Below are 20,067 nucleotides of genomic sequence, written 5' to 3'. Positions count from 1 at the left end.
GGCTATGAAGCCGTATTTAACCGCCGTATTTTATACCCTGCTGTTATCCGCAAACGGTCACGCCAGTGAACTGAGTGTGAACGGGTATGTGCTGGCAGATGCCGGCTATTTTGACGAGTTTTACATCAAAGATGGCGACACCCGCAGTCACGCGGCCGATACCCTGCACGGTGAGTTGCGCTCTCTGAGTATCAGCCCCGCGTGGAAACACGATAGGTTCAGGGTAAAAGCACAATACAAATGGCAGACGGATCACGGCCAATGGGGCGACGTAGAAGCCCGTGTCAAACTCAACGCCGGCCATGTCCGTTTCGGGCGCAGTGAGCTGACCACCAGTCAGGAAGATAACCTGAGCTATGACACGCTGCCGGTGATCGACCGCAGCCTTCCGGTACGGGCATTTTCTGCCGGCCACCAGAATCTCGCTGGACTGCGCTGGCAACCGGAAAACAGCATCTGGCGTCTGGATATCGCCGCTTATGTCAATGACGATGACTATCAGGGCAGCCAGCTGCGTCTGGCACTGTCGCCAGCGTCGCAGCGCTGGTTATGGGCAATAGCCGGCGAACACCGGAATCTGAACGACGACCTGTTTCAGATAAAAACAGAAGCGGCGGTACACCTGTCCGACAAAGTGATCAGAAGCCCGCGTTTCTACGCGGCCGAACAGACACTGCTGCAATCGGACGTGACCTTGATCACCCCATCAGGCTGGTGGTCCGGCGAGTATTGGCTGACTCAGGTAAATTCGACCTCAGGTGATGCGTTTACTTTTCACGGCGGCTATGGGCAGTGGGTGTACAACTCACACGGCAGTTACCGCCTGCAGGATTTCGGCATGGATGCCCGCCGGAAAGCACTGGCAGACAGCTGGGATTTCGTAATCCGGGCTGAGTTTCTGGATCTGCAGGATCAGGGGTACGGTGCCCGGGTCAGCAATGTCATGGCCGGACTCAACTACTACGTCACGTCACGCCTGAGCCTGCTCGGCAATGTGACCTTCAGTGAAGCGGCCGGACAATTAATCAGCGCCCGCGCCACAGACCAACAGGCACGGGGGCAAGCTGTATCGGCCCGGCTGCGCTACGTGTTCTGACCACTTCATAAACGCAGTTGCCTGCAAGTTGACCGGCCATTGGCCGGTTTTTTTATGGCACTGAGACAAACCCAGCCGCGACATCCTTCCTTTGCCCTGACACAAAACTGGAACGCGATATGCACCGAACTCCGCAGGTATTCACCGGCTGTCTGAATTCCGGCACCGAACGAACATAGCCATTGGTATAAAAAATGAGCGCATAAAATGTTCTGTTCTAAGCTGTCAGTATCGGACGATGTCAGCCGATAACCCGTAGCAGGAGGACGTTATGGGCATATGTGCGAAAGAACTCATGCGCTGGGTGATCCAGCCAACCTTGCAACGCATCGGGGTGCATTCTCCGGTGGCAGAGCAGTTGTTGCTGGCCACGGCGGCGCTGGAATCGGGACTGGGTTCTCATATCAAGGCCGACGGGCAGCGCGGGCTGGGTCTGTACCAGATCCACAGTCTGACCCACCGTCATGTCTGGGATGAATATCTGGCGCACACGCCCGAACTGGCGAGCACCGTGCGTGGTCTGGCCAGTCAGCACGATTTTCTCGAGCATCCGCACGCCGAGCTGACCACCAATCTGTCGTACGCCACCGCCATCGCCTGGTTTGTTTACCAACGCAACGACGACTTTGAGCTGCCGGCGTCTGCCGATGCTGCGCAACTCGCACGGCTGTGGAAGCGTTACTACCATCCGAAAAGCCCGCTCAGCGTCGACGACGCCTGCGATCGTCTGCGCGAAGTTGCCCGCACCGCCGAAGCCGCTGCCTGAACTGTCAGCCGGTTCCTTCAAAGCCGCCACTCTGGTATAAAGCGCGGGCAATTTTTCAGGGTGGCTCTATGATCGAATCCGTTGCTGAACGCAAATCCCAGCTGGAATTCAACAAACTGCAGAAACGTCTGCGTCGTAATGTCGGTAAGGCCATTGAGGACTACCGCATGATCGAAGAAGGCGACAAGGTAATGGTTTGCCTGTCTGGCGGTAAGGATTCGTACACCATGCTGGATATTCTGCTGAGTCTGCAGAAGAGCGCGCCGGTGCACTTTGATCTGGTGGCGGTGAACATGGACCAGAAGCAGCCCGGCTTCCCCGAGCACGTGCTGCCAGCGTATCTGGCCACTCTGGGTGTGGAATACCACATCATCGAAAAAGACACTTACAGCGTGGTGAAGGAAATCATTCCGGAAGGTAAAACCACCTGTGGCCTGTGCTCACGCCTGCGCCGTGGCACCCTGTACGGCTTTGCCGAAAGCATCGGCGCCAACAAGATTGCCCTTGGTCATCACCGCGATGACATCATCGAAACCCTGTTCCTGAATATGTTCTACGGCGGCAAGCTGAAGGCCATGCCACCCAAGCTGTTGAGCGACGATCAGAAACACGTGCTGATCCGCCCGCTGTCGTACTGCAAAGAAAAAGACATCGAGCGTTACGCCGAAGCCAAAGAGTTTCCGATTATTCCGTGCAACCTGTGCGGTTCGCAGGAAAACCTGCAGCGTCAGAACATCAAAAACATGCTGGCGCAGTGGGAACGCGAACAACCGGGCCGCAGCGAGAATATCTTCTCTGCCGTGTGCAACGTGGCGCCATCCCAGCTGGGTGACCGCGAGCTGTTCGACTTCGTCACCCTGCAGGATAAACAGGAAAAAGGTCACCTGTTTACCCGTCTGGATGTGGTTCAGGTCGACTGACGCCTGCGGATACCTCATAAAAAACGGCGCCTGATGCGCCGTTTTTTTATGGAAGTTTCACTGACCGGAAGATGGCGGAACCTAGAGCCCGCCTTCAAGCAGATGGGTAACGTTCAGGGTGTAATTGCCCGGGCCTTTCAGGACCAGCTCAAACTGATAGCGGCGTTCGGTGGTGATGGATTCGCCCAGCATACCCAGATGGCAGGCATCGCTGCTGAGGCGCGCCGATGGCATCTGCAGACGCACCTGATACTGCTTTTCCAGCTCTTCCACCAGCACAGTCGAGGTCGCCTGTGTCGGTGCGCCGGCAATGCCCTTGCGCACCCACTGCAGATACAGACCGTGATGGCTGTTCATATCGGTCCGCACCACCCGGATATAGCCTTCGCCGGCGGACGATTTCCACGGGCATACCCGCTCAAGCCCGTCGATCCACACCGGCAGCTTGTACACATCCGTCAGCGGATCGTCTTCAGCCAGTGCCTGCGGCGCTGTGGCAACCAGCGTCAGGACTATGAATACCCACGTGACGGCAGCCGCCGGAAAACCGGTAAGGCGCCTGTTTTGCGTTGCGTTCTGCATGACCACCTCCATTCCTGATAAGGCTAGCAGAAAGCCACCGTCATGCCGGTTTACACAGGCTCAGCCATTCTGCTCCGGACCGAACACCGCGGTGTTGCGCTGTCCCTCATCCCAGGAAGGCTGATCGTAGCTGATGCTCAGGATGTAGAAATTCTCTTCGCCCTTGGGCAGACGCACCGAAACTTCATCATCCAGCGCTTTGCCCATCAGCCCACGGGCCAGCGGTGCATCAACGCTGATGTAGCCGCGCTTCAGATCAATTTCGTCTTCGCCAACGATGCGATAGCGGTGAATCTGCTCGTCATCGTCCTCAAGCTCGATCCAGGCGCCGAAGAAGATGCGCTGCGGATCAGCCGGCTTGCGATCAACCACAGTGACCTGATCCAACCGTTTAAGCAGAAAGCGGACACGGCTGTCGATCTGGCGCAGGCGGCGTTTGCCATAAATGTATTCGGCGTTTTCCGAGCGGTCGCCCTGCTTGGCCGCGTCCGACACTTCCTGCGTTACCCGTGGCCGTTCTTTACGCCACAGGTATTCGTATTCATCGCGCAACGCCTGCTCACCTTCCGGGGTAATCAGGTGGCTGCGTTTTGGGGGCGCTTTGGTGTTTTCGTCCGTCATCGTCTTCACTGTCATGTCACGGGATTGCAACAGGCATCTGCCAGCGTGAGCTGGTCTACAGGGAGGCGGCCATGATCCGGCGCAGTATTCATTCCATTGCAGGATTTCTGCTGGTGATCGCCGGCATCATCATTACGCCCATGCCCATTCCTCTGGGCATTATCCTGATCATTCTGGGGCTGTCCATGCTGGCCAGCTCGGTGCCTGCGGTACGCCACTTCCTGCGCGATACCCGCGGCCGCTACCGGGTTTTCTCAGCCCGGCTGAATCATATGAAACCCCGCCTGCCGGCCTTTGCCCGCCGGCTGATCGAAGATACGGATCCTGACCTGCCCTGAGCCAATTTTCCTTGGCGCCCGGGCGCCGGGCGCCTAGCATACAGAGCATGACAGACCTGACTCCGCCCGATGATTCATTCGGCCCACTGCTGGCCTTGCTCACGGTTCACCTGAGCAATGGCCAGCCTTTCAGCGAATACGAGCTGATGAGCTGGCTCAAAGCACCTGAACAAGGCATTTTCGCCGCCGATGCGCTGGCCGACCCGCTGACCCTGTTCCGCAGTCACTTTATTCTGATGCATTGCCTGCACCGCCTGCGCCGCCAGTGGGCGGAAACGCGTGAGGCTGCGCTGGAGATCTCGGCCCTGCGTATTCAGCGTCTGCCGTGGCGCGCCAGCGCAGAACAACTGCCGGGCAGTGTCGACGCCGTAGCGGAGTATTATCTGAATATCGAAGGTCTGAAGACCGGGCGGGAGGAAGTGGACGCCCTGCTCAGCAGTTTCTGGCGGCGCATGCTGGTGAACGATCACTCAGACGAAGATCTGAGCGTGCTCGGCCTGACTGCACCCGCCAGCGACGAGGATATTCGGCTACAATACCGCCGGCTTGCCATGCGCCATCACCCCGACCGGGGCGGCGATGAACTCACTTTCTGCCGTATTCAGACGGCGTATCAACGACTGAAAAACCGCTTTTTATGATGTTCCGATTGTTGTTTGCCGCCCTGCTGTCCGGGCTGACGCTGGCTGCCCACGCGCAGCTTACGATTCTGCAGTACCACCATGTGGACACCACCACGCCCGCTTCCACCAGCATCAGCCCGGACGATTTCCGCCGTCATCTGGCGCTGTTGGAACAGGAAGGCATGGTAGTGATGGATCTGGCCGCGGCCATGAAGGCGCTGCGTGCCGGTGAAAACCTGCCGGCCAAGGCCGTTGCCATCACCTTCGACGATGCCTATCTGTCGATTTATCAGAACGCGTTTCCGCTGCTGAAGGCGCGCCACTGGCCATTCACCATTTTCGTCAATACCGCCGCGGTCGATGGCGGTCATGGTCCGGTGCTGAGCTGGGATCAGTTGCGTGAAATGCGCGACGCAGGCGCTCTGATTGCCAACCACACAGTGCATCATCCGTATCTGATCGAACAGCCGGAGGGACTGTCGCTGGATGACTGGATGAAAGCCGAGGTCGAAGCCGCCGAAACCCGGCTGGTCGCCGAACTGGGCAGCAGCCCGCGCATGCTGGCCTATCCGTATGGTGAGTTCAGTCTGGCCATCGCCGGCTGGCTGCGCGATCACAACTACCTGGCCTTCGGTCAGCAGTCCGGCCCCGTCGGCCCGCTATCGCATCCGCAGGCCCTGCCACGCTTTCCGGCGGCGGGTGTGTACGCCAATACCGAGACACTGAAAACCAAACTCTACACACTGGCTCTGCCGCTCAACCCGGAAGAGGTCAACGACCCGGTCCTGAACGACGCCACCCTGCCACAGCTGGTGCTGCACTTTCCGGTCGTCGATCTGAATCCGGCTCAGTTTCAGTGTTTCGCCAGTTCTGAAGGGGCCATTCCGACCGAAGCCAGCACCAGCAAAGGCATGATCACCCTGATCACAGGGGCAACGCAGCCGATGAAAGGCGGCCGCAGCCGCTACAACTGCACGGCGCCCAGCCGCACGCACAAAGGCTGGTACTACTGGTACTCACAGTTGTGGATCAATCAGACGGTGAATCAGAGGTAACGGGCGAGGGTTTTCAGTTCCGCTTCCCGCGCCCGCCAGTCGGGCAGACACTCGCTCATGGCACGGCGGAATCCGGGGCCATGATCGAAGTCGCGCAGGTGACACAGCTCGTGCACCACCACCAGTTCCAGCATGGCTTCGGGCAGCTGCATCAGCGACAGATTCAGGTTGATGTAGCCCCGGGTCGACAGACTGCCCCAACGGGTGCGCATTTTTTTAATGCGCAGTTGCGGCCGGCTGACACCGAAAGGTTCGAAGGCCGGCCACCAGCGTTCAATCATGCGCTGATATTCGCTGCGCGCCTGTTCGCGCAACCAGCCATCCAGCGCTTTGTCGGTCTGCTCCGGCGTCCAGGCAGCCGGCACCCAGATGACGTTGTCGGCCACCATAAATTGCCCAAGTGCGCTTTCCATGACCGGCAGCTCGCGGCCGCGCACCATAAGCGCCGAGCGTTTGCGCTGTTCACGCGTACGCAGCTCGTGACGGCGTTCCAGAAGCCAGGCTTCGTGGCGGTTCACAAACGCCAGCACTTCCGTTTGCGGACAGCCAATCGGAATGCGCAGGTCTATAATCCCTTCGTCCGTCATTTGCAGACGCATGCTTTTGCGCCGCATGGCCGACACGTGCAGAGCGACCTGCTCGCCGGCCAGCGTGAGCCACATTTCTTTGCGGTACGATTTGCGTGATTTCATAAGGCTGTTAGCATGGGCGCCAAATTCAGGAGTGCATTATGACTGACCTCAATAGTATCCCATCACTGACCGAAGACGAACTGGAGACTCTGGGCGTTCTGCTCGAAGAAGAAGCCGAGCGTCAGGACAGTTTCGACTTTTTTGCCGTACACGGTCTGATGACCGCGCTGATTTCCGGTCCGGAAGAATTCAGCGTGCAGCAGGTGTGGGACTGCGCCTTTGACGAGCAACTGGGCTTCAGCAAAGACGAAAAAGCCAAAGTAAATGACCTGCTGAACAAGCTGGCCAAAGAAATTCAGGCCTGGCTGGATTCCGGTCAGGACTTCCCGGTACCGGCCGATCTGACCCTGATCGACGACGATGAAGAACCGCCGCTGGAATCCTGGGCGATGGGCTTCATGACCGGCGTTCTGCTGCAGGAAGAACAATGGTACGCGCGCGACGAAGAAACCGTTGCCCAGCACATGTTCCCGATCATGTACGCCTCCGGCCTGTTCATGGACGAGCCGGAAATGGCCGACATCGACGACGACGTCGACCTGTCCAACCAGATGTGCGCCAACATTCCGGCTGCCGTGGTTGAACTCTATCTGTTCCTGCACGCTGAAAAATAAGCGGCTCGCCACGTCAGGTGGTGAATAACAGACATAAAAAATCCCGGCATGACCGGGATTTTTTATGCGTGAGTGCACACCTCAGGAGGCGTTGCGCACCCAGACTTCCACACGACGGTTCTTCATACGGCCTTCCTGACCGTTGACCGAAGCCACCGGCAGGTTTTCGCCATAACCGACCGAGATCGCCGGATAAATACCGTAGCGGACCAGTTCACGGCGCACAGCCATGGCACGCAGTTTGGACAGCAGCTGCGAGCGCTTTTCGGTCTTCTTCGGGTCACCGAAACCAACCAGCACCAGTTCACCTTTGTGGTTAGCCAGATACGCCACCAGACGCTCCAGATCTTTCAGGGCTTTGTTATCCAGCTTGGCGCTGCCTTCCTGAAAGCGGAAGTTAATGGTCAGACGCTGGGCTTCGTTGGTGATGGCACGGAAATCATCCGGCAGCTCTTCGTAGAACTCCGGCATAACCGCCTTCAGTTCCTGCGAAATAAAGCCGGTGTCGGCCACAATCTGCTGACCGGCATCGTCCTGTGCAAAGTTGATGAACTCTGATACGTACGGGTTTTCAGGCTGATCATCGGTGTACATAAACAGACGACGGGCCAGCGCGTAATCTTCAGTGGCCACCGTCAGTTTGTTCGGCAGCAGGGATTTGGCGGTACCGTCGGACACAGACACCAGCTTGGCAGAACGCACCGACGACAAACCAACAAAGCCAATGCCGTAAACATCGCCGCTGACGCTGTCTGACAGCTCAGCGTTGGATTCGAAACGCTTGGCGTTGGCCACCAGCGATTTATCACCCATCACCATGCTGGTGAAGCTGTCGTAGGTACCGGACTTATCGTCACGGGCGTAGACATGGATCGGACCTGCCTTACCCCCCAGTTCAGACCAGTCCTGATACTCACCGGAGAAAATGCCGCCGATCTCCTGCACGCTCAGGTCGGCAATCTGGTTGCCGCTGTTGACGATGATCGCCAGACCGTCGATGCCGATGATGTGCTCGCTTTCCGGGCTATGCAGATCGGCCATACCGGCCAGCAGAGCCACTTCTTTGTCCTTGGCCGGACGGGAAGCGGCAGCGATGTCGGCACTGTGCTCGACCAGACCTTTGAAACCGGTACCGGAACCGTGTGCGGCGATCAGTACGCTGACGGTCTGACCAGTAGCACTGATCAGACCGCTGACCAGGGTTTCGTTTTCAGCGGAAACCTGAACGGCCACGTTCTTCGCGCCCTTGGCTTCCAGATAGCTTTTCACCAGATTCGGACCGAGTTCAGCGCCGATGGTATTCGAGCCCTGAATGGTAAACAGACGCTCCTGCGCCAGAATGCTGCTGCCGAAAGGCTCCGGAGCCGCCATGCTCAGTGCGCTGATCAGCAGTAAGACGGATGCTGAGAATCCTTTAAAAATCATGACCTTATCTCGCCCATTTTAAATTGCGGCGGATATTATTACGGTTTTGTTACAGGAACATGACAGGAATCAGTCATTCTCGTGAATTTTCACAGGCGGGTTCTGAAACGATGCGCCGGCAACGGGCTGGGTCGCCGGTTATTCGCTCAGATGATCGACCACCGCGTCGCGGTAAGCCGGCTTGGCCAGCTCGCCGATCATGTTGCGCAGCGAGTAATACGGGTTGTCGACCACCACGGAGTTGCTCAGCCACGACGGAATACCACCGCCCGGTTCGGCATGCACCTGATACACCACCAGCACCTGCCCATCAGCCTGCGGCACAAATTGCCACATACCGGCCATTTGCGGGATACGGATGTAATCGTCGTTTTTGGGGAAAAGACCGGGAGCACCGGTCATGCGGATCGTGACGGTGCGGGTCTGACTGTCCTGACTGAGTTCGCTGACGAACACACTGTCGCGGTCGGTCACGGGCCAGGGCGCATCGGACACCATGTAATTCACGCGCTCAAGCGGTGAGCGCTGCTCGATCAGCTCCATGGCTTTACACAGATGCAGCCACTTCGGCGCTTCGCGGGCGTCTTCAACCAGCGCCACCAGCGACGCCAGCCGGGCCTTTACCAGCAGCTCGCCGCGGAACTCACGCAGATCGGAACCGGACACAGGCCGGGTATACACGCGAATAGCGGCATCTTTATCTTCTTTCGCCAGCTCCCAATCAGAATCCAGAGCCACAGCGCAGAACGCGGGAAACAACAGAGCCAATAACAGCAGACGCATACTCAACCCGGACAATCACAAAGGGGGCCAGAATGCCCAGCCAGAGGCATGGGCATCAAGGTTAAGATCGGACAAGCCGGTGCTGATCAGTGACCGCCCTGACACTTGGGCGAGGCCGGCACTGAAGCCGTCTGCCATTCCTCCGGTGTGTACAGATGCAGCGCCAGCGCGTGCACCGGGCCTTTCAGTTCTTCCGCCACCAGCGCATACACACTCTGATGCCGGGCCACGGCGCGCTTGCCGGTAAAGGCGTCACTGACCAGCACCAGCTTGAAGTGGGAATCGGTGGCCGGGCCTGCGTGCATATGGCTTTCATTAATCAGCTCAACATGCACCGGGTTCAGAGCTGCCACTTTCGCCAGAAGAGAATCTGCAACCGTCATAACTACCTCGTCGTCTAATTGCCCACATGATACTGCAGACAGGGCATTGTGCGCAGTCTGACAGTTGCCTAAAGGTGCTGTAAGCCTATACAGTAGTAGGCCTGATCTGAACCAACGACGGAAGCCTAAAATGCAGGATTTTGATACCACCAGCACCCAGTCACTGATTGACCGCTACTACGAAGAAGAGAAAGCACAGCGTTTGCGTGAACAAACCCTGGCCGCCTTCACGATCCGTATGGATGCCAATGATCTGGCCATGCTGAACGTGATTGCCCGCCGTTTCCGCAAAAACCGCGAAGAAGTGGCTCAGGAAATCCTGTCCAACGCCCTGATCGACCTGTTTGCCCGTATCGATGGTGGCGAGCGCAAACTGATGGCCCGCGATGCCGACGATGCCGCCCGTTCTATTGCGGATGAAATCGCCGAAGAAAATGGTGTGATGACCATTGATGTGAAAGCCGGTGTCTGGGCAAACCACGACCGCCAGATCACCAAGCTCGAGCGTAAAAAGGCCAAAACCACCGAAAAAGCCGAACCTCAGCCAGCCATGGCCGAAGAAGCCGTTGCCGCGGATGACGAATACGACAGTCAGACTGCCGATCTGGCCGCTGAAGAAGCAATGGAAGAAGAAGCCATGGAAGAACTCCTGGCCGAAGAAGAAAGCGAAGCCTCTGCTCCAGCAGCTGCTCAGCCGCTGTCTATGTTCGCTGGTTAATCGTGCGGAAGAGCCCGGTGTGTCCGGGCTCGCCCGTGTGGCTACTTACGCCAGAGTCTCAGTTCGCGGAACTCACCGGGTCCCGCTTCCATCCAGATAATTTCCGTCTGATCCGAGAACACGAACTTGTTCCCCATCAGAAAACCGGACCGACGACGCCCCGACACGGTGGCCGACGCCTGACGGCCCAGTCGTTTGGCAGTTTGGGCAGATTCTTCACGCAACAGATCCATAGTTGTCTCCAATCCGATTAGTCCACCTGTATCAACCGATACAAGCCAAAATAACCCGCCATTGTGACAGCCCGATTTCGAGCTCCGCGCTCCTGCCGGCGACCATACTTACGGATGAAAACGCCCGTATACAGCCCATCAGACAGTGAGCGGTTGCTCTCCACTGACCTTGCTTTACAATGTGCCGCCCTTTCATTCATCCGTCAATTGGAAAGCGTCACTATGGCCATTCAATGGTTCCCGGGGCATATGAACAAAGCCCGCCGGAAAATCAGCGAGGCAATGCCCGAAATCGATCTGGTGGTCGAGGTGCTCGACGCCCGTCTGCCATGGTCCAGTATGAACCCGCTGGTCGACGAACTGCGCGGTGACAAAACCTGCATCAAGGTTCTGAACAAGGCGGATCTGGCCGACCCGGACGTTACCCAGCAGTGGGTCGACTACTTTGGCCAGCAGATGAACACCAAAGCCATGCCTCTGGTCGCCGAAGACCGCAATCAGGTGAAGAAGCTGGTCGCCCTGTGTAAACAGCTGGGTGCTGCCCGTCTGGAGCGTAAACAGAGCATTCGCATCATGATCATGGGGATTCCCAACGTGGGCAAATCCACTCTGATCAACGCACTGGCCGGACGTTACATCGCCAAAACCGGTAATGAGCCGGCGGTAACCAAAGCCAATCAGATGATTGATCTGAAAAACGGCATTGTGCTGTCCGACACCCCGGGCATCCTGTGGCCTAAGTTTGAGAACGAGCTGAGTGGCTATCGTCTGGCCGCCAGTGGCGCCGTTAAAGACACCGCCATGGAGTACGTCGAAGTGGCGACGGTGGCACTGGGCTATCTGCTGGAGCACTACGCCCCGCAACTGGCCGAGCGTTACAAGCTGAAGGAAACCCCGGCGTCACCGACCGACGCGCTGGAGACCATTGCCGCTAAACGGGGCTGTCTGAAGCCGGGTGGTATTGCGGATCTGCACAAAGCCGCAGAACTGGTCCTGCACGAGATGCGCTCGGGCAAGACCGGTCGTATTTCTCTGGAGAGTCCGGCCGTGGTGCTGAGGGAGCTGGCCGAGATTGAAGCGCGCCGGCTGGAGGCCGAAGCGCTTAAGAATGGCTCTGGATCGCCTGATAAACCTGCGTAAAGGTATTCCAGGCCGCATCTTCGTCGGCCACCACCTCAATCGGATATAAACCGGCGTCCGTCGGAATCCGGTTGAGGCCTTCTTTCAGCACATCCAGATCGCGGCAGTAAATGATCCACTGATTCACACCGTCGTGGGTGATCACCATGGTCACCAGCGCATTTTCGCCGGGCTCCAGCTGCTTCTGCAGGTGTTCACTGAAGGTCAGGATGCTGGTCTGTTCGGACAGGCTCGGAAAACCGGTGCTGTCATCCACACTCTGGGCCTGCCAGGCGATCTGTACGCACAGCGGCAGTGAATCGGCATCGCGCACGGACTGCCAGTCTTCGCGATACTGAATGCTGATGGGCTTGTCATGCAAAGAGCCCGACGCACGGATCCACCGGTTATTGGCCAGCATCACTTATTCCTTTTTGTTTGGTTGTATTCAGACTAATAGAAATCCAAACAAAAGCAAAAGTCTATCCCAGCAGGTTCAGCGGCAGCTTCAGGTAGGAAACGCCGTTCTCTTCGGGTTCCGGAAACGCACCGGCGCGGATGTTCACCTGCAGCGATGGCAGAATCAGCCGCGGCATATCGAGGGTGGCATCGCGCGCTTCGCGCATGGCAATAAAATCATCGCGGCTGATGCCGTCCCGGACGTGAATGTTGTGAGCCTTCTGCTCCGCCACCGTGCACGACGACACCACGGCCCGGCCATTGGGCGGATAGTCGTGGCATAAGTGCAGCACCACGTCATCGCCCAGCGCCAGCAGTGTCTGCACGGAATCGAACAAGGTGCCCGCATCGCCGCCCGGAAAGTCGCAACGCGCGCTGCCCACATCGGGCATGAACAAAGTATCGCCGACGAAAACGTCTGAATGGTTCACCACCAGGCTCATACACGCGGGTGTGTGCCCCGGCGTTGCCAGCGCACGGATTTGCGTTGCCCCAAGCAGGAGGGATTCGTCATCCGCCAGCAGCCGGTCGAACTGATGACCGTCGGCGACGAAGCCGTCACCCTCATTGAAGATCTTCTTAAAGGTGGCCTGCACGGTCGTGATCGGCTGCCCGACCACAATGGCGGCTCCGGTCTGGCGGCGTATGTAGTCGGCGGAGGTCAGGTGATCCGCGTGCGCGTGGGTTTCCAGCACATACCGCAGCGTCAGGCCTTTTTCCGCCACCTTGCTCAGAATGGCGTCAATAAAGGCCGTTCCGGTACGGCCGGACTTCTGATCAAAATCCAGCACAGGGTCGATCAGCGCGGCCGCTCCGCTCACGCTGTCGGCAAGCAGATGCGTGAAGGTGAAGGTCTCTTCATGAAAGAAGCTGTCGATTGTGTGACTCATGCGCTGTCTCCTCACGGTTGAAGATTGATTATATTAGTATATTCTTATTTAGCAATATTCAATATAATCCGTCCAGGTTACGGAGATTCCCCATGGCCCATGACACTTCCATCCGTCAGGACGCACTCGACAGCCATCGCCAGCAGGCCGTGCGTCTGCTGAAAGCTCTGGCCAACGAGCACAGGCTGAACATTCTGTGCTGCCTGCGCAACGGCGAGGTTTCCGTCAGTGAACTGTCCAATCGCCTGCCTCTCAGTCAGTCGGCTTTGTCACAACATCTGGCGTGGCTTCGGGCTGAACATCTGGTGCACACCCGGCGCAGCGCCCAGAACGTGTACTATGAACTCAGTGATGACAAGGCCGAACGCATCATTAACGTGCTGAACGGACTCTACTGCGACTGTGCGCATGAAGCTGACTAACACCCTGACGCATTATCAGAAGCCCTGGCTGAGCGCCGACCTGATCGCCGGCATCATAGTCGCCGTGCTGATCACGCCGCAGGCCATCGCCTACGCCCTGCTGGCGGGCCTGCCGCCGCAGGCCGGACTCTACGCCGCCCTGCTGCCGGTGGTGATCTACGCCTTCACCGGCACCAGCCCCATGCTCGCCGTAGGGCCGGTGGCCATCATTTCGCTGATGACCTTCGAAGCCCTGCACACACTTGCGACGCCCGGCAGCGCCGAATACATGACCATGGCCACCGCTCTGGCGCTGCTGACGGGCCTCTGGCTGCTGCTGTTCTTTCTGATTGATCTGGGTAAATGGACCAACTTCATCAGCCATTCCGTGATATCGGCCTTCACCAGCGCCACCGCCATTCTGATTGTGATCAGTCAGCTCCGGCATCTGACCGGGTTGCCGCTGCCGGCGTCCTCGTCCTTGTGGCACACGCTGTCTGCTCTGCCCGGCACGGATCACACCCTGCAACCACCGCTGCTGATCGTATCGCTGGCCGGTATTGGCTTACTGCTGAGCTGGCAATGGCTGATCCCCTGGATCACGCGCCCACTGCCCGGTGTACTGGCCAGTCTGCTCAACAAATCCGGTCCGCTGATCATTGTGATCGCCGGGATCCTGCTGGTGCAGAAATCCACACTGGCGCTGAGCGTGGTCGGAGACCTGCCCCACGGCCTGCCGGCACTCAGCTGGCCAGCACTGCCACTCAGCCAATGGCAGGGGCTGATTCCGTCGGCGGCGGTGCTTGCGCTGATTGGGTATCTGTCGAGCCTGTCGGTGGCCAAGGCGCTGGAGAAACCTGAACACACCCGGGTAAACGCCAATCAGGAGTTGCTGGCGCTGGGGTTGTCGAATCTGGCCGCCGCCTTTACCCAGGCTTTTCCGGTAGCCGGTGGTTTTGGCCGCAGCGTTATCAATCAGGCCTCCGGCGCGCGGACTCAGCTGGCCGGCATCATTACCGCCATTCTGGTCGCGCTCATCTGTCTGTTTGCCAGCCAGTTTTTCTCATCCCTGCCGCATGTGGCGCTGGCCGTGATTGTGGTGACCGCGGTATGGCCGCTGATTCAGTTTGCAGAGGGCTGGCAGGCCTGGCGCTTTCACAAAAGCGACGGTCTGATCTGGGCCATTACCTTTGTGGCGGTGCTGATGACCGGCGCCGAAAGCGGCATTCTGCTGGGTATGGGGCTGTCATTGGCCTTATATCTGAAACGTTCCAGCGAGCCGCACATTGCCGAGGTCGGCCGGGTCGGCAGCAGCGACCATTTCCGCAACGTATTGCGTCATCAGGTAACGACCAGACCCGATGTGCTGCTGGTGCGTATCGACGAGAACCTGTACTTCGCCAACAGCCAGTACCTGCTCGATTACGTGAGCCAACGCCTGTGCGACAAACCCAGTGTGCAGCATGTGGTGGTGGTCGGCAGCGCCATCAACCACATAGATTTCAGTGGCTACCAGTGCCTGTCGCAGCTGCTGGATATGCTGACCGAACGGGGTATCCGCCTGCATCTGGCAGAATTCAAAGGGCCTGTGATGGATCAACTGGCGCGCAGCGATCTGATCGACCGGCTGGCGCCGGGTCAGGTGTTCTTTACCGCCAGCGATGCCTTGCGCGAGCTGGGGGGCGTATGACGAACGAAGCAACTCATCAGTCGTGCCCTGATCACTATCCCCGCCATCATCACCAACATGATCACCATGAAAGCCAGGCACCAACGGCCAGCGAACGTCCGCTGCCTGCCACGGAGGTTGATGTCCCAACCGGGCCATCAAGTTGCCGTACAGAAGGTTATGAAGTCGAGCCGCAGCGCCACCGGGCGCGCTTTCGGGTGCGCTACCGCGAAGGCACTCTGACCCGGAACTGCCGCCTGTGCCGTTAACCGCGCAAACTGAAGGTTAATTTAACCTTCTGCAGCCGTTATGATGCTGCCCGGTAATCTCCGGAGTTTTGCATGAATACCATCTCTACCCTGCTGTTGCTGAGCGCCATCCTGATTATTGCGCTGCTGGCCGGCTATGCCTGGCACCTGACCCGCAAAGTAAAAGCGGTTGAGGAAAAGCAGCGTCAGGAACAGGCCAGCGCCGAAATGAACCTGCGCAATAAACAGCAGGAACTGGTCAGCGATATCCGCTTTATTGCCAACTCTGTGCTGCAGCAACAGTGCGACATCACCGAAGGCGTGATGCGCCTGCACTATCTGATTTCGGTTCTGGACCCGGCCGTCTGGGGACTGAACGAACTCGCCCGCGTGCGCGGTCACCATCACGCCACGCAGGCCATGCCGATTCTGGATGCGTACAAAGCCTTGTCGAAACAGGAGCAATTCCGTCTCGACAAAGAACGCTTTGCACTGGAAGACGCCAATAAAGCCGCCATTGAGCAGGAGCTGAAATGGCTGGCCAGTTACTCATTTCCCGGTGTGACTCTACTTCAATAACGTAAGGAACGGATATGCGCTTACTTCTCGCTATGGTTGCCCTGCTCAGCGCAGCGGCGCACGCAGACTGGACACTGACCGCCGATTCTTCGGTGAATTTCTTAACCACCAAAAACACCAACCTCACCGAAATTCATCATTTCCGTGCGGTGCAGGGCAGCATCGCCAAAAGCGGCGTGGCGACCCTGAACATCGACCTGACCAGCGTCGACACCACCATTCCGGTCCGCGACCAGCGCATGCGCGATATTCTGTTCGAAACCAACCGCTTTACCACGGCAGTGTTCACCACAGTGCTGAACCCTGACGTCATGAAAAAAGCCGCCGACGGCAAGCCGCTGCTGACTCAGGTAGCCGGTAAACTGGCCCTGCACGGCAACGAAGAAGATGTTCAGGTCAGCGTGATGGTGACACCGGCCCGTGACGGCAGTCTGGTGGTATCGAGCGTACAGCCGGTGCTGGTGCATGCCGATGCGTTCAGCCTGACCGCCGGCATTCAGAAATTGCGCGAAATTGCAGGTCTTGAGCGCATTGCCGATGTCGTGCCAGTGAATTTCACCCTGACGTTCAGCAAAGCTTCTGAATAATCCGCCCGGCACTCAATCCGCCCGTGCCCACTGAGCGCCGTGCCAATGGAGCCTGCCTCGCAGTTGAGAAAACGACTGAGAAACGTTGGCAGAGCTCAGTGGCCGTGGGTATGGCGCAAGCGCTTGAGCAGGGTTTCTACCTCGGTGATGGTCGCCGTACTGGCTTCCATCACCGACGTATTGATGGCGGATTCAATCAGCACCGCCAGACTCCCCAAATGATAATCGCCAATACTGGCAGCCAGTTCGGCGCCAATTTCTTCGCGGAATTGCTGTACGATTTTCTGTGCGTGCGCACGGTGCGGACGATCCTGCATAAAGCCCCCGATGACGGTCAGCAGTCCATCGACTGAGTGGCCGGCTGAATAATCAGTGGGTCCGGAGTCAGGTCGAGACTGGTCGATTTATTGGTGTAATCCAGCGCATTCAGCACATAACGCATGGCGTTCAGGCGCGCCCGCTTTTTATCGTCCGAGCGAACCACCGTCCAGGCTGCATCGAGATGGTTGGTGTAATAAAACATGGCTTCTTTGGCTTCGGTGTAATCGTCCCATTTATCCAGCGATGCCAGATCAATCGGGCTCAGTTTCCACTGCTTCAGCGGGTCGACCTGACGGCTCTGAAAGCGTCGTAATTGTTCCTGCCGCGATACCGAAAACCAGAACTTGAATAAATGAATACCGGAGCGGACAAACATGCGCTCAAGCTCAGGTACTTCGCGCATAAATTCCAGATATTCGGTGTTTGAACAGAACCCCATCACGCGCTCAACGCCCGCCCGGTTATACCAGGAGCGGTCGAACAGCACGATTTCGCCGGCTGAGGGTAAATGCTGAATATAGCGCTGAAAATACCACTGCCCGCGTTCGGTTTCGGTGGGTTTTTCCAGGGCAACCACGCGGGCGCCGCGCGGATTCAGATGCTCCATAAAACGTTTGATTGTGCCCCCTTTACCCGCAGCATCGCGCCCTTCGAATAAAATCACCACTTTCTGGCCGGTTTCCTTCACCCAGCCCTGCATTTTCAGCAGCTCAATCTGCAGGCTCTGTTTTTCCTTCTCATAGCGCACCCGCGACAAATGCTCGCCATAGGGAAAATGCGGCGTCTTATCGGCCTCCGGGTCTGGCTGGGGAATAATCAGGGGTAAATGAAAGTCGCTGTCGGACATGAACACTCCGGGTCTGCTTTGGGGTCTGCACGCGTGCCGTGAATGGTTTTACTCTAGCCGATCCTGCAAAGCTACAGGTCTGACTCAGGTCACTGTTCTGCGCAGACGAAACAATCACGGCCATTGCGTTTGGCCTGATACAGGAAGGTATCCAGATGCTCAAGCACCTGATCGAGCCCCAGTTGCTGATGGGGTCTGGGCGTGACCGGCACATAACTGCCGGAAGCCGTCATGGCAATCGGTTTACCGTTATCGTTCAGCACCACCATCGAGCGGATCGTTTCCTGAATGCGGCTCACCACCGCCTCCAGCTGATCGGGCTGACAACCGGGTAAGAGCACGGCAAATTCTTCTCCGCCCAGACGGCCTATGTGGTCGGTCGGGCGCAGAACGCCTTTCAGTGAACGGCACAGGCTGCGCAGGGCGCGGTCGCCGGTGGCATGACCGTGGACGTCGTTAACGCTTTTGAAATGGTCGAGATCCAGCAGAATCATCGAGAAAATATGGTACTGACGCTGCCCGCGCGACCATTCACGGTCGTAGGCACGCTCAAAGCCGCGACGGTTTTCGGCGCCGGTGAGCGGATCGGTCAATGCCAGCCGGGCCTGTTCTTCCGACTGCTTGACCATGATCAGGCAGGCGGCAATCACAGCCGCCAGATGCTGCATAAAATCGGTGGCCATGCCGGATTGAAACCGGGTTTCGGTGGCGGAATACAGCCTGAGCTGGCCCAGATACACGCCGTTGCGCAGCAGAGGCAAGGCCAACCCGCTGCGCCAGGGCGGTGGCGGCGCGATGGGCATGGCTTCAATGATGGGGACGCGCGACTGAAATTCGAGCTGATTAAGCAGCACCCCCTGTTCGATATCGAGGGCTTCGAGCATGGCGGCTTTGAGTTCGCCGTCGGGGTCACAGACTTTGAGGGTGGCGGCATCCAGATCGAACTGGGCAGGCAGCCCCTCCAGCAGCAGAGTCAGGAAATCAAACCAGTTCTGCGCCGACAGGAGCTGTAACTCAAACGCCTGCAAGCGCCGCAGCAGCGCTTCGTTGCGCCGTGCGTTTTCCAGTAATTCCTCGAGATCCACGGGGGCAAAGCTCCTTGAAAGCTCCTTGAAATCAGCCGCGCCAGACCGGAGCCTGACAATCCCTGCGTCCAGTATAGTTGCTTCCTGTCAGATCGCTCACAAAGGCGCCAAGCGGATAATATTTTGCTAAACTTCCGCGCTTTCTGTTACCCGAGCATCCATGAATCCGTCCATTCTGATTTTCGACTCCGGCGTCGGAGGACTGAGCATTCTGCAGGAAATCCGGCAGCGCCTGCCCGGAGCGGATCTGCATTATCTGATGGATAACGCCTTCTTTCCCTATGGGGTTAAGGCCGACGATGTGCTGGTGCAGCGCATTGTCGATGTGTGCTCTGCCGCCGTGGCTGACGTCCGCCCCGATTTACTGGTCGTTGCCTGCAACACCGCCAGCACGCTGGCACTGCACGCGCTGCGCAATGTGCTGACGGTGCCCGTGGTCGGCGTCGTGCCGGCCATCAAAGTGGCAGCCGGTCTGACCAGCAGCGGGCACATCGGCCTGCTGGCCACACCGGCGACGGTCAACCGCCCCTATACTGACCGCCTGGTGGAAGATTTTGCCGCGCATTGCACCGTTCACCGTTTCGGCAGTGCCGAACTGGTGCTGTGGGCAGAAACGTTTCTGAATACCGGAACCGTGGACGCCAAACTGACGCCGCACCTGCAACGCTGGATCGACCAGCAGCCGCAGATGCTGCACGTCGTGCTTGGCTGTACACACTTTCCGCTGCTGCGTGACGCGCTGGAGCAGCGCTGGCCACAGATTCAGTGGATTGATTCCGGCGCGGCCATTGCCCGCCGGGTCGAAACCCTGCTGGCCGGACGAGGGCTCGAGGCCCGTCACGGTATACTGAACTGCCGCTGGACCGGCGCCGACGACGGTGCTCAGGGCGCACTTCGCTTCCTGCAGGCACTGGGCACAGTGCAGCAGGCCAGTGTCCTCAGCGTCGGAAATCCTATACAACAGCCGAGTGCTGTATAACTTTTTAATGTTTGAGTAGAATACTCGGATTAAC

At 58.1% G+C, this 20,067-nt stretch carries 26 protein-coding genes; 14 read left to right on the top strand and 12 right to left on the bottom strand.

What is annotated here, in order from left to right; translation table 11 throughout:
• Positions 1-4 precede the first annotated feature (4 nt).
• The 3 genes from ACQUQU_RS04850 to ttcA all read left to right on the top strand — a co-directional run bounded on the left by ACQUQU_RS04850 (position 5) and on the right by ttcA (position 2,782).
• The gene (locus ACQUQU_RS04850; RefSeq protein ID WP_430462122.1) at positions 5-1,096 is read left to right on the top strand and encodes a porin; all 1,092 of its coding nucleotides are present in this window, start codon (positions 5-7) and stop codon (positions 1,094-1,096) included.
• A gap of 271 nt (positions 1,097-1,367) precedes the next feature.
• Entirely contained in the window at positions 1,368-1,862 is a 495-nt protein-coding gene (locus ACQUQU_RS04845) for a hypothetical protein (RefSeq protein ID WP_430462121.1), read from the top strand.
• Positions 1,863-1,930: 68 nt separating this feature from the next.
• Positions 1,931-2,782, top strand: coding sequence for a tRNA 2-thiocytidine(32) synthetase TtcA (gene ttcA / locus ACQUQU_RS04840; protein ID WP_430462120.1), 852 nt, complete (start codon positions 1,931-1,933; stop codon positions 2,780-2,782).
• Positions 2,783-2,863: 81 nt separating this feature from the next.
• Here the strand turns inward: ttcA and ACQUQU_RS04835 are convergent, their stop codons facing one another.
• A complete protein-coding gene (locus ACQUQU_RS04835) occupies positions 2,864-3,364 on the bottom strand; it encodes a hypothetical protein (protein ID WP_430462119.1) in 501 nt (166 codons plus the stop codon).
• Positions 3,365-3,424: 60 nt separating this feature from the next.
• Positions 3,425-3,985 carry a transcription elongation factor GreB gene (gene greB / locus ACQUQU_RS04830; RefSeq protein ID WP_430462118.1) on the bottom strand — a complete coding sequence of 187 codons (561 nt, stop codon included), beginning with the start codon at positions 3,983-3,985 and terminating at the stop codon, positions 3,425-3,427.
• Between the two features lie 71 nt (positions 3,986-4,056).
• On the opposite strand from greB, the gene ACQUQU_RS04825 reads away from it, so the two are divergent.
• Genes ACQUQU_RS04825 through ACQUQU_RS04815 form a run of 3 tightly spaced genes read left to right on the top strand, consistent with a single transcriptional unit; the run spans position 4,057 to position 6,001 of the window.
• A complete protein-coding gene (locus ACQUQU_RS04825; RefSeq protein ID WP_430462117.1) occupies positions 4,057-4,323 on the top strand; it encodes a PGPGW domain-containing protein in 267 nt (88 codons plus the stop codon).
• A gap of 47 nt (positions 4,324-4,370) precedes the next feature.
• Complete coding sequence (locus ACQUQU_RS04820) at positions 4,371-4,964, top strand: DNA-J related domain-containing protein (RefSeq protein WP_430462116.1); 594 nt, start codon at positions 4,371-4,373, stop codon at positions 4,962-4,964.
• A complete protein-coding gene (locus ACQUQU_RS04815) occupies positions 4,961-6,001 on the top strand; it encodes a polysaccharide deacetylase family protein (protein WP_430462115.1) in 1,041 nt (346 codons plus the stop codon). The genes ACQUQU_RS04820 and ACQUQU_RS04815 overlap by 4 nt, the downstream gene beginning before the upstream one ends.
• On the opposite strand, the gene ACQUQU_RS04810 is transcribed toward ACQUQU_RS04815, so the two are convergent.
• Complete coding sequence (locus tag ACQUQU_RS04810) at positions 5,992-6,693, bottom strand: M48 family metallopeptidase (protein ID WP_430462114.1); 702 nt, start codon at positions 6,691-6,693, stop codon at positions 5,992-5,994. The genes ACQUQU_RS04815 and ACQUQU_RS04810 overlap by 10 nt on opposite strands.
• Positions 6,694-6,731: 38 nt before the next feature.
• Here ACQUQU_RS04810 and ACQUQU_RS04805 point away from each other — a divergent pair, with 38 nt between their 5' ends.
• Positions 6,732-7,307, top strand: a complete 576-nt coding sequence (locus ACQUQU_RS04805; RefSeq protein ID WP_430462113.1) for a YecA family protein — start codon at positions 6,732-6,734, stop codon at positions 7,305-7,307.
• A gap of 81 nt (positions 7,308-7,388) precedes the next feature.
• On the opposite strand, the gene ACQUQU_RS04800 is transcribed toward ACQUQU_RS04805, so the two are convergent.
• From ACQUQU_RS04800 to ACQUQU_RS04790, 3 genes are all read right to left on the bottom strand, one after another.
• Positions 7,389-8,732, bottom strand: a complete 1,344-nt coding sequence (locus tag ACQUQU_RS04800; protein WP_430462112.1) for a substrate-binding domain-containing protein — start codon at positions 8,730-8,732, stop codon at positions 7,389-7,391.
• A 138-nt stretch (positions 8,733-8,870) separates the two neighbouring features.
• Entirely contained in the window at positions 8,871-9,515 is a 645-nt protein-coding gene (locus ACQUQU_RS04795) for an START domain-containing protein (RefSeq protein WP_430462111.1), read from the bottom strand.
• Positions 9,516-9,601: 86 nt separating this feature from the next.
• Entirely contained in the window at positions 9,602-9,898 is a 297-nt protein-coding gene (locus ACQUQU_RS04790; RefSeq protein ID WP_430462110.1) for a BolA family protein, read from the bottom strand.
• Positions 9,899-10,028: 130 nt separating this feature from the next.
• Between ACQUQU_RS04790 and ACQUQU_RS04785 the strand changes: the two genes are divergently transcribed.
• On the top strand, positions 10,029-10,616 hold the full coding sequence (locus tag ACQUQU_RS04785; RefSeq protein ID WP_430462109.1) for a hypothetical protein: 588 nt from the start codon (positions 10,029-10,031) through the stop codon (positions 10,614-10,616).
• Positions 10,617-10,657: 41 nt separating this feature from the next.
• On the opposite strand, the gene ACQUQU_RS04780 is transcribed toward ACQUQU_RS04785, so the two are convergent.
• Positions 10,658-10,849, bottom strand: a complete 192-nt coding sequence (locus ACQUQU_RS04780; protein WP_430462108.1) for a hypothetical protein — start codon at positions 10,847-10,849, stop codon at positions 10,658-10,660.
• A 222-nt stretch (positions 10,850-11,071) separates the two neighbouring features.
• Here ACQUQU_RS04780 and ylqF point away from each other — a divergent pair, with 222 nt between their 5' ends.
• Entirely contained in the window at positions 11,072-11,989 is a 918-nt protein-coding gene (gene ylqF, locus ACQUQU_RS04775) for a ribosome biogenesis GTPase YlqF (protein ID WP_430462107.1), read from the top strand.
• Here ylqF and ACQUQU_RS04770 read toward each other — a convergent pair.
• Both ACQUQU_RS04770 and ACQUQU_RS04765 read right to left on the bottom strand, forming a co-directional pair.
• The gene (locus ACQUQU_RS04770; protein ID WP_430462106.1) at positions 11,952-12,389 is read right to left on the bottom strand and encodes a DUF695 domain-containing protein; all 438 of its coding nucleotides are present in this window, start codon (positions 12,387-12,389) and stop codon (positions 11,952-11,954) included. The genes ylqF and ACQUQU_RS04770 overlap by 38 nt on opposite strands.
• 61 nt (positions 12,390-12,450) lie before the next feature.
• Positions 12,451-13,317, bottom strand: a complete 867-nt coding sequence (locus tag ACQUQU_RS04765; RefSeq protein ID WP_430462105.1) for an MBL fold metallo-hydrolase — start codon at positions 13,315-13,317, stop codon at positions 12,451-12,453.
• A 92-nt stretch (positions 13,318-13,409) separates the two neighbouring features.
• Between ACQUQU_RS04765 and ACQUQU_RS04760 the strand changes: the two genes are divergently transcribed.
• From ACQUQU_RS04760 to ACQUQU_RS04745, 4 genes are all read left to right on the top strand, one after another.
• Entirely contained in the window at positions 13,410-13,739 is a 330-nt protein-coding gene (locus tag ACQUQU_RS04760) for an ArsR/SmtB family transcription factor (protein WP_430462104.1), read from the top strand.
• Entirely contained in the window at positions 13,726-15,408 is a 1,683-nt protein-coding gene (locus tag ACQUQU_RS04755) for a SulP family inorganic anion transporter (protein ID WP_430462103.1), read from the top strand. The genes ACQUQU_RS04760 and ACQUQU_RS04755 overlap by 14 nt, the downstream gene beginning before the upstream one ends.
• Positions 15,409-15,728: 320 nt before the next feature.
• Entirely contained in the window at positions 15,729-16,214 is a 486-nt protein-coding gene (locus tag ACQUQU_RS04750) for a DUF2489 domain-containing protein (protein ID WP_430462102.1), read from the top strand.
• 14 nt (positions 16,215-16,228) lie between these two features.
• The gene (locus tag ACQUQU_RS04745) at positions 16,229-16,801 is read left to right on the top strand and encodes a YceI family protein (RefSeq protein ID WP_430462101.1); all 573 of its coding nucleotides are present in this window, start codon (positions 16,229-16,231) and stop codon (positions 16,799-16,801) included.
• 95 nt (positions 16,802-16,896) lie between these two features.
• On the opposite strand, the gene ACQUQU_RS04740 is transcribed toward ACQUQU_RS04745, so the two are convergent.
• The 3 genes from ACQUQU_RS04740 to ACQUQU_RS04730 form a co-directional block, all read right to left on the bottom strand.
• The gene (locus ACQUQU_RS04740; RefSeq protein ID WP_430462100.1) at positions 16,897-17,118 is read right to left on the bottom strand and encodes a phosphatase; all 222 of its coding nucleotides are present in this window, start codon (positions 17,116-17,118) and stop codon (positions 16,897-16,899) included.
• A gap of 17 nt (positions 17,119-17,135) precedes the next feature.
• Entirely contained in the window at positions 17,136-17,969 is an 834-nt protein-coding gene (ppk2, locus tag ACQUQU_RS04735) for a polyphosphate kinase 2 (protein ID WP_430462099.1), read from the bottom strand.
• Positions 17,970-18,058: 89 nt separating this feature from the next.
• Complete coding sequence (locus ACQUQU_RS04730; protein ID WP_430462098.1) at positions 18,059-19,054, bottom strand: GGDEF domain-containing protein; 996 nt, start codon at positions 19,052-19,054, stop codon at positions 18,059-18,061.
• Positions 19,055-19,214: 160 nt separating this feature from the next.
• On the opposite strand from ACQUQU_RS04730, the gene murI reads away from it, so the two are divergent.
• Positions 19,215-20,033 (top strand): glutamate racemase, encoded by an 819-nt coding sequence (gene murI, locus ACQUQU_RS04725; protein WP_430462097.1) that lies wholly within the window; start codon positions 19,215-19,217, stop codon positions 20,031-20,033.
• Positions 20,034-20,067: the final 34 nt, after the last annotated feature.

This window comes from Thalassolituus sp. LLYu03 (genome assembly GCF_050507655.1).
Classification (GTDB): domain Bacteria; phylum Pseudomonadota; class Gammaproteobacteria; order Pseudomonadales; family Oceanobacteraceae; genus Venatoribacter.
Note: the sequence above shows the minus strand (reverse complement) of the source record. Positions and strands in the feature narration are given on the sequence as shown.

What these genes read in the sequence shown, in the direction of transcription:
- ACQUQU_RS04780 (WP_430462108.1), bottom strand. Translation starts at nt 10,849, where the DNA reads ATGGATCTGTTGCGTGAAGAATCTGCCCAAACTGCCAAACGACTGGGC.
- ACQUQU_RS04800 (WP_430462112.1), bottom strand. Translation starts at nt 8,732, where the DNA reads ATGATTTTTAAAGGATTCTCAGCATCCGTCTTACTGCTGATCAGCGCA.
- ACQUQU_RS04835 (WP_430462119.1), bottom strand. Translation starts at nt 3,364, where the DNA reads ATGCAGAACGCAACGCAAAACAGGCGCCTTACCGGTTTTCCGGCGGCT.
- ACQUQU_RS04805 (WP_430462113.1), top strand. Translation starts at nt 6,732, where the DNA reads ATGACTGACCTCAATAGTATCCCATCACTGACCGAAGACGAACTGGAG.
- ACQUQU_RS04845 (WP_430462121.1), top strand. Translation starts at nt 1,368, where the DNA reads ATGGGCATATGTGCGAAAGAACTCATGCGCTGGGTGATCCAGCCAACC.
- ACQUQU_RS04740 (WP_430462100.1), bottom strand. Translation starts at nt 17,118, where the DNA reads ATGCAGGATCGTCCGCACCGTGCGCACGCACAGAAAATCGTACAGCAA.
- greB (WP_430462118.1), bottom strand. Translation starts at nt 3,985, where the DNA reads ATGACGGACGAAAACACCAAAGCGCCCCCAAAACGCAGCCACCTGATT.
- ACQUQU_RS04770 (WP_430462106.1), bottom strand. Translation starts at nt 12,389, where the DNA reads ATGCTGGCCAATAACCGGTGGATCCGTGCGTCGGGCTCTTTGCATGAC.
- ACQUQU_RS04765 (WP_430462105.1), bottom strand. Translation starts at nt 13,317, where the DNA reads ATGAGTCACACAATCGACAGCTTCTTTCATGAAGAGACCTTCACCTTC.
- ACQUQU_RS04850 (WP_430462122.1), top strand. Translation starts at nt 5, where the DNA reads ATGAAGCCGTATTTAACCGCCGTATTTTATACCCTGCTGTTATCCGCA.
- ACQUQU_RS04820 (WP_430462116.1), top strand. Translation starts at nt 4,371, where the DNA reads ATGACAGACCTGACTCCGCCCGATGATTCATTCGGCCCACTGCTGGCC.
- ACQUQU_RS04755 (WP_430462103.1), top strand. Translation starts at nt 13,726, where the DNA reads ATGAAGCTGACTAACACCCTGACGCATTATCAGAAGCCCTGGCTGAGC.
- ACQUQU_RS04810 (WP_430462114.1), bottom strand. Translation starts at nt 6,693, where the DNA reads ATGAAATCACGCAAATCGTACCGCAAAGAAATGTGGCTCACGCTGGCC.
- ACQUQU_RS04815 (WP_430462115.1), top strand. Translation starts at nt 4,961, where the DNA reads ATGATGTTCCGATTGTTGTTTGCCGCCCTGCTGTCCGGGCTGACGCTG.
- ylqF (WP_430462107.1), top strand. Translation starts at nt 11,072, where the DNA reads ATGGCCATTCAATGGTTCCCGGGGCATATGAACAAAGCCCGCCGGAAA.
- ACQUQU_RS04760 (WP_430462104.1), top strand. Translation starts at nt 13,410, where the DNA reads ATGGCCCATGACACTTCCATCCGTCAGGACGCACTCGACAGCCATCGC.
- murI (WP_430462097.1), top strand. Translation starts at nt 19,215, where the DNA reads ATGAATCCGTCCATTCTGATTTTCGACTCCGGCGTCGGAGGACTGAGC.
- ACQUQU_RS04785 (WP_430462109.1), top strand. Translation starts at nt 10,029, where the DNA reads ATGCAGGATTTTGATACCACCAGCACCCAGTCACTGATTGACCGCTAC.
- ppk2 (WP_430462099.1), bottom strand. Translation starts at nt 17,969, where the DNA reads ATGTCCGACAGCGACTTTCATTTACCCCTGATTATTCCCCAGCCAGAC.
- ACQUQU_RS04825 (WP_430462117.1), top strand. Translation starts at nt 4,057, where the DNA reads ATGATCCGGCGCAGTATTCATTCCATTGCAGGATTTCTGCTGGTGATC.
- ttcA (WP_430462120.1), top strand. Translation starts at nt 1,931, where the DNA reads ATGATCGAATCCGTTGCTGAACGCAAATCCCAGCTGGAATTCAACAAA.
- ACQUQU_RS04790 (WP_430462110.1), bottom strand. Translation starts at nt 9,898, where the DNA reads ATGACGGTTGCAGATTCTCTTCTGGCGAAAGTGGCAGCTCTGAACCCG.
- ACQUQU_RS04750 (WP_430462102.1), top strand. Translation starts at nt 15,729, where the DNA reads ATGAATACCATCTCTACCCTGCTGTTGCTGAGCGCCATCCTGATTATT.
- ACQUQU_RS04795 (WP_430462111.1), bottom strand. Translation starts at nt 9,515, where the DNA reads ATGCGTCTGCTGTTATTGGCTCTGTTGTTTCCCGCGTTCTGCGCTGTG.
- ACQUQU_RS04745 (WP_430462101.1), top strand. Translation starts at nt 16,229, where the DNA reads ATGCGCTTACTTCTCGCTATGGTTGCCCTGCTCAGCGCAGCGGCGCAC.